Genomic DNA, 6804 nt, shown 5'->3' with positions numbered 1-6804 from the left:
TAGATTTAATTTATTTTTAAAGTGGTGCTCCATAGATTTTCCTTTTTGCATAAATAGACCCATAATTTGGCGCATTTACCCCCTAAAAGGGTGCTTATTTACACTATCTTTAGTATGGATTGTAATTTCAATCCAAAAACACTGTCACAACAAACTTAAAAACCACACAAATGAAAAAATTTATTCTACCCCTGGTAACCTTGGTGTTTTTTAGCTTTAGTACGGATACTGCCGAGCTTACTGAAGAAGAGCGCCAAATGATAAACAAACACTTGACCGAAACCCGGGACCACATGTTGAGCGTCTTGGATGGCCTAACGGATGAACAACTGAGCTTTAAACCTGATGAGGGCACTTGGTCCATTGCGGAAGGGGTTGAACACCTTGCTATTCTAGAAAGCACTTTTGGGGATTTGGTCCACAAAACCGTTGCCGCTGGTCCCAATCCTGCGCTGAAGGACTCCCTTGTCTTTACCGATGAGCAGATTATGCCCATGGTCACTGACCGAAGCAACAAAGTGAAAACTTCAGAACCTTTTGAGCCCAGTGGCAAATTTGGCTCTTATGAGGCAACTCTCCAGGCTTTTTTGGATAAAAGAAGTGAACTCATTGATTATGTAAAAACCACAGACGACGACCTCAGGAACAGGTACAACAAAGACCTTCCTTTTGGTGCCGTGGATGGCGTTCAGCTCATCGTCTTTACGGCGGCCCATACCGAGCGCCACGTATTGCAAATGGAAGAGGTGATGGCCCATTCAAATTTTCCGGAATAAGGCAACAAAACAATACGATTTCATTAACATTAATTGGCAAACCCTTTCCATTTCGGAAGGGGTTTGTTTTTTACCTTTGATAGAGATAAACACTATAAAACAGGAACACCATGAAAATATTAAAATCATTGATACTGGTAGCCTTGGTCACTTTTACCACCACTGCCATTGCACAGAATGCAAAAGATAAAAGAATAATGAACGATGCCCAGAAAGCAAAACAAACGCTTTTAGACGCTGATTCGGGGTTGGAGAGCTTCTTTGAAAACTCCGCAGGCTATGTTATTTTTCCCAATGTCGGGAAAGGTGGTTTCATCATTGGTGGCGCCTCTGGAAACGGGGTGGTCTACGAAGACGGTGAGGCTGTAGGCATGGCCGACCTTAAAAAATTGAACATTGGTCTGCAAGCCGGTGGGCAGGCCATTATAGAGGTCATCTTTTTTGAAACTCCTATAGATTTACAGCGTTTTAAGGAAGAAAAGTTCCAATTTGCCGCTGAAACCTCAGCCGTTGCCCTTAAATCTGGTATTGCCTTTGAGGCCAAGTACAAAGATGGGGTTGCCGTTTTTGCACTTCCGAAAGCTGGTCTTATGGCCGATGCCTCCGTAGGAGGACAAAAATTTGGCTACAAACCCTTTTAAAAATTTAATCCCTAACCCCTGGGGAGAAATCCTCGGGGGCGTTTTGGGGTTGTTTAATGGTTCCGGCATCTCCGGAATCGTTGTAAATGGTCCATTCAGTAAACGTGTAGACCGGGTTGCCTTCAATCACATCTGGATTTCGAATGGCACGTCCATCCTCAAATTCGTGGTTGGTCCCCGTACCATCTTCCCCGATTGCTCCAAACATATCGATCACGGTCCCGAAAGGATCCACGAGTTCCAGATTGTCATCCCCATTGGAATCGGCCGGGCTGTTGGTGGAAACACCCAAATCTGGAGGAAATCCGTAGACCAACTCAAATTCTTCGGCGTTGGGTGATATGACCAAGGTGCTCTCAGCACCAATGATCAATCCGGATAAATCAATGGAAGAACTTACCTCGGTATTGGCATTGGTATACCGCCGAAGGGTCCATAAGTTTAAATCAAGGGGTTCGGAAGCTGAATTGTAGAGTTCCACAAATCGCGCTCCAGAATTATTGTCCGGATCCGCCAATTCCGAGATAAAAATTCGGGTCGATGTGAATTCGGTAATGATCTCTGGGCATCGATCATTGGAAAAATCAAGGTCTTCCAAATCCCGAATCACCAATTGAGGGTTTTTCCCGTCTTTAATCAAAATTCCTGTAACAGAACCATTGTTTTCTGGAAGCAATTCTGCTTGAAAATCAGCATACCCACTGTTCAGCATTCCAATTTCATTTTCGGCACAGTCTTTCAAAGTCCGTTCCGTTTCTTCTTGAGCAATGGCAAAAGGCTGCCCCAATTCATCTTCCACAAACTCCAAACTATCTATCTGTATCAAAGTGTTCCAAGGCATGTTTTCTATTTTAGAAATAGTGGTTTGGGTCGGTAGAACCGCACTGTTTTCATCACAAGACAAAAACACATGCTCTGGAACCTTCAATCCCGGCAACCGACCTACGGAAATATTGCCAAAAGAGGTGAAAGTACCCCCAAGTTTTAGATTTTCGCCACTTTTTCCGAGGTACAATCCTTTCAATTTCACCAAAATTTTGCTGCCTTCGGGGTAAAACAAATGGGATTCCCTAAAATCAATTTCAATCTGAATGCCCATGGTGGGGTTTTCTGGAGCGTCTTGCAGGTAGAGCACATTAAAAAAGTTTCCCGCTTGGTCCGAAGAAATCACATAGCCTTCCAAAACCAAATCGTCATGAATCTGCATCACCTCATCACCGACCAATGAATCCAGTTCAGCAAAAGTCAGGTTGGGTTCCAAGTTTGCATCACATTGCTCTTTGGGAACATCAAAATCTACATTTCCAACACAGGAAGCTACCAAAATCAAACTAAAAAGACATGAATAACTGCATATTTGCTTTCTCATAATTCCATAATTAAAAACTGATTGCCAGATTCAAAAAATAGGTTCTTCCGTAGCTATACCAATACTTTGGGGCGAAGGATGGGGTGCCGCTCAGATTATCTTGTTGCAATTGTCCAAAATTTCCATTGCGGCTTTGCTCATAGCCGCCGGTCCTGAACACTGAATCGAAAAGGTTATTGATGCTCACAAAAGCACTGATGTATTTTTTGCCCCACAACCACGATTTTCCACCAATGAGGTTGAGCAGATACATATCATCCAGGGGTTGCTGCCGCAACAGTTTCGCGATGTTCTCGTCGGTAGCATCAGGGAAACGTTCGCCAGTGTCCGGATCCAAAAGAAAACTCGGCGTGCGCGTGATGGTAGATATGTTAACGTAGCTATGGGTTAGGTAATTTGTGGTGGCGCCTACCCACCAATACTTGGGCGATCTGTATTCAACTCCCAACGCCAGTGCGGTTTGGGGGCCTTGGGCCAATTTAAACTCCTTTAGTTTGGCAATGCCCAAATCTATGGTTCCCTCCGGGTCTATGAGTTCCTCTTCGGCGCCAGCAGTATCAAAATTTATCTGAACAAATGGGTCGCTGGCATACACATACTGCCCAAAATTACCAACTGCGGATATTTTTACATTGGAGGATGCCTCGTATTCCAGCCCAAATTCTATCCCTTTATGTAATTGATCCAATCCCGTGATGACTTCCTGTACAAAGTCCGAACCCAAACCGGAGTCCACAAAAAAGAAATTGATGTCCGTCATATTCTGAAAGCGGGTGTAGAAAGCACTGATTCGTCCTGTCAAATCTGGCAATCTGATGAAATAATTCAAATCCACCGTGGTGATGGTCTCTTTTTGGATATCGGGAACAACTGCATTGTTTTCCCTAGGATTGATGAAGGTGTTCTGAAGTGTGGGCGCACGCTCAATTTTAGCTCCATTTGCAGTAAACCAATGCCTGCCCGTAAGAAAGTAGCTCACCCCTCCCTTTAGCCCAATAGTGGAGAATGAAACTTTTTCACTTGGACCAAAGGAACTTTCCGAGAAACGTTCATTGGCAAACAATCCATTCCGTTGCACAGCAAAGCTGGTCATGGAAGCCGATGCAAAGCCGCTCCATTTATTAGCTGACACTGAAACTTGCCCAAAAGCCTCAAATTGGGAGGCATCCAAGGTGTAGTGGTAATTGAAGATTTCCCCTTCCGTTTTTTCCAAATTTCCATTGCTGTCATTGAGCGTATTGGAAAACGCATCAATATCCTCATGGAAACTTGCGCCCAACAAATCCTGAATTTCCGCATAGTTGTCTGAGGACATTTTTCTGAAATTGCCCCCCAAACCCATGCTGATGGTCTCATTGAAATCATAATCCAAACTGGTTGAAAGGGTCAATTGAGTATCGCTGGCCACATCATTATAAAGTACATAGGCAGCTTTGCCATTGGCATTTGGGTTGGTGTTCGCAGTGTAAAGCTGTTCCCAATCCATTTGCGGGTTATCCAAAAAAGCATCTTTAGCCAGATTTGCATTGATGAAGTCCGCCCCAATGGAACTATTGATGTAGTAGCTGGGCAAATATCGGTAGTAGGTAGGGTCGGGATTTGGGGCATTGAAATAGCCCAAACGACTTCTGGAATTGGAGCCAAATTGATAGGCTACCCCTAAATTCCAGTCCAATTTGTCCAGTTTTAATCTATAATTCAACAGAAACAGGGGCTCAAAAATATCGCGTTCCCTTGAATTTCTGATTCTCCCATCTTGGCTTCCCCAATACGGGTTGTACTGATTTCCCATAAGCCCAAAAGCCTCTTCCGTAAGGGCTGAGGAACGTCCCCTTCGGTTGCGCGCCATAATGGACGTGAGCATTATGCTGTTCTTTGGGTTGAATTGGTATTCCAATGAGCCAAAAAAGGAATAGGCATCATACAAGGTGCCTTGTACAAACCCTTCTTTGGCCCATCTTCGTGACGCTGAAAAGGTATAGGCCAAGCCATTTTCCCGTAACCCGGAATTATAGGTGGCCATCAGCCTTCCTCGGTAGGTTCGGTTGGATGCAGAACTGGACAAACGGATACCGGGCCGCATCCCCGAGGGGCTTGTATCGATATTTGTAGTGCCCAGAATCCCTCCAAAGGCATACGGGTTCTCGGTCAACCCATAGGTGTATTCCTGATTTCGGACCACATCATTGAGTCCGCCCCAGTTGTTCCATTGAGGCCTCCCATCAAAAAACTTGTTCATGGGAATGCCGTTGATCAATACATTACCGTTACGGGAATCGTACCCACGAACCTTAAAAAACGCTTGGCCAAAATCAAAAGCGGCCCTATTGAGAAATATGTCCCTTGTGGATTGTAGCAGCCCCAAAGTGCCCGAAACGGTTTCCCCATCATCCAAAAGATCTCCGTCTGTGAGGGTAATCAAGTTGTCGGTCTTTTCCCTTTCAATGTCCCTTTCCAATACAATGTTTCCTAAATCTATGGTCTCGCCAGAAAGGTGAAGGGAAAATCGTTTGGGAAGAAAATCCAAGCCGGAAATGGTCAACAAAATATCACCAGAGTGTTGAAGATGTGCCTGAAAGCGCCCGTTTTCGTCCGTAAAAAATTCTTGCGAAAAGTCTTTACTAGTAATTGTGGCATTGTGGATGGGTACATTGGTTCCCCTTTCCTGTACGCGCCCCAGAATGGTAGTGCCCTGTTGTCCATAATGCATGGCAACACAACAGAACACAGCCCAGAACATCACTGTTCTCATAGCTGTTGAGTAGGTTAATTAATAAAAAGGGGTTGTAATTGCCTTACAGACTGCGCGAAAATTTCGCAATCTTACTTATTTTAGTAGCAAAATCAAAATAAAATGCGATTATTAATATGCCTACTTGTATTAATATCGACCTCACTTTATGGACAAAAGTCCAAAACATATACCCTAAGAACCATAGCGTTCTACAATGTTGAAAACCTGTTTGATACGGAGAACGATTCACTCACTTTTGATGATGACCGTACTCCTGAAGGCCGTTATCACTGGACCGAAGAACGGTATCGGCAAAAGATCGAGCACATTTCAAAGGTGCTTTCCAAAATAGGGGAGGACACTTCCAAGACTTCGCCAGATGTAATTGGATTATGTGAAGTTGAGAACCGAAAAGTTGTGGAAGACCTTATCCATCACCCAAACTTGAGGAGCAAAGATTATGGCATTGTACATTTTGATTCTCCCGATGCCCGGGGAATAGATGTTGCCTTGCTCTTTAAAAAATCCTCCTATTTGCCTACTTCCTTCAAAAGCCACCGGCTTTTATTGTTTGATGATCTTGGTGATCGGGTCTATACGCGTGACCAATTGGTGGTTGGTGGGCTAATGGATGGAGAGGCTATTTATTTTGTGGTGAACCACTGGCCTTCGCGACGGGGCGGTGCCTCCAAAAGCAATCCCAAACGGGTACGGGCCGCATTGCTGAACAAACGGATCATCGATTCCATCCAAAGGTTGAACTGGAAGGCCAAAATCATTTGTATGGGAGATTTGAACGATGACCCACGGGACGACAGTTTAAAGAGTATCTTGAAGACCAAGGGCAAGACAAAGCAACTGGACAGTCTGGGGCTTTTCAATCCCATGGAGCAATTGTACCGAAAGGGAATTGGTTCCTTGGCGTATCGGGATAAGTGGAACCTTTTTGACCAGTTCTTTATGACCGCCAATGTGGTCAATAGTGAAAAGGAGACCTTATCTTACTGGAAAGCGGGCATCTTTTCCCCGGCTTTTATTAGAACCAATGAAGGAAAATACAAAGGCTATCCGCTTAGAACCTATTCCGGGGGAAGTTATACGGCAGGGTACAGCGATCACTTTCCGGCTTATTTGTTTTTGATTAAGGAAGTTATCCATTAAGCACATCAAATGTCAACTTGAGCGCAGTCGAAAGGTGGCGAAACATCTCGACTGCGCCTGTCTGCCGACAAAGGCAGGCTCGATGTGACAAAAAACTTAAAATATATAAGAAACTATTTTTTC

Annotated in this window: 5 protein-coding genes; 3 read left to right on the top strand and 2 right to left on the bottom strand. The window is 44.3% G+C overall.

Annotation, left to right across the window (positions count from 1 at the left end; translation table 11 throughout):
• The first annotated feature begins 170 nt into the window (after nucleotides 1–170).
• Both A7D14_RS12380 and A7D14_RS12375 read left to right on the top strand, forming a co-directional pair.
• Nucleotides 171–776, top strand: coding sequence for a DinB family protein (locus A7D14_RS12380; protein WP_067034959.1), 606 nt, complete (start codon nucleotides 171–173; stop codon nucleotides 774–776).
• Nucleotides 777–886: 110 nt separating this feature from the next.
• Complete coding sequence (locus A7D14_RS12375) at nucleotides 887–1417, top strand: lipid-binding SYLF domain-containing protein (RefSeq protein ID WP_067034956.1); 531 nt, start codon at nucleotides 887–889, stop codon at nucleotides 1415–1417.
• Between the two features lie 4 nt (nucleotides 1418–1421).
• On the opposite strand, the gene A7D14_RS12370 is transcribed toward A7D14_RS12375, so the two are convergent.
• Both A7D14_RS12370 and A7D14_RS12365 read right to left on the bottom strand, forming a co-directional pair.
• Nucleotides 1422–2786 (bottom strand): DUF5689 domain-containing protein, encoded by a 1365-nt coding sequence (locus A7D14_RS12370; protein WP_067034952.1) that lies wholly within the window; start codon nucleotides 2784–2786, stop codon nucleotides 1422–1424.
• Between the two features lie 10 nt (nucleotides 2787–2796).
• Nucleotides 2797–5538 (bottom strand): TonB-dependent receptor, encoded by a 2742-nt coding sequence (locus tag A7D14_RS12365; protein ID WP_067034950.1) that lies wholly within the window; start codon nucleotides 5536–5538, stop codon nucleotides 2797–2799.
• 102 nt (nucleotides 5539–5640) lie between these two features.
• On the opposite strand from A7D14_RS12365, the gene A7D14_RS12360 reads away from it, so the two are divergent.
• Nucleotides 5641–6681 carry an endonuclease gene (locus tag A7D14_RS12360; RefSeq protein WP_067034947.1) on the top strand — a complete coding sequence of 347 codons (1041 nt, stop codon included), beginning with the start codon at nucleotides 5641–5643 and terminating at the stop codon, nucleotides 6679–6681.
• The last annotated feature ends 123 nt before the right edge of the window (nucleotides 6682–6804 follow it).

It is taken from the genome of Allomuricauda sp. CP2A (genome assembly GCF_001683915.1).
GTDB lineage: Bacteria > Bacteroidota > Bacteroidia > Flavobacteriales > Flavobacteriaceae > Flagellimonas.
The sequence above is the reverse complement of the archived record's forward strand: the minus strand, read 5'-3'. Positions and strand labels throughout refer to the sequence as shown.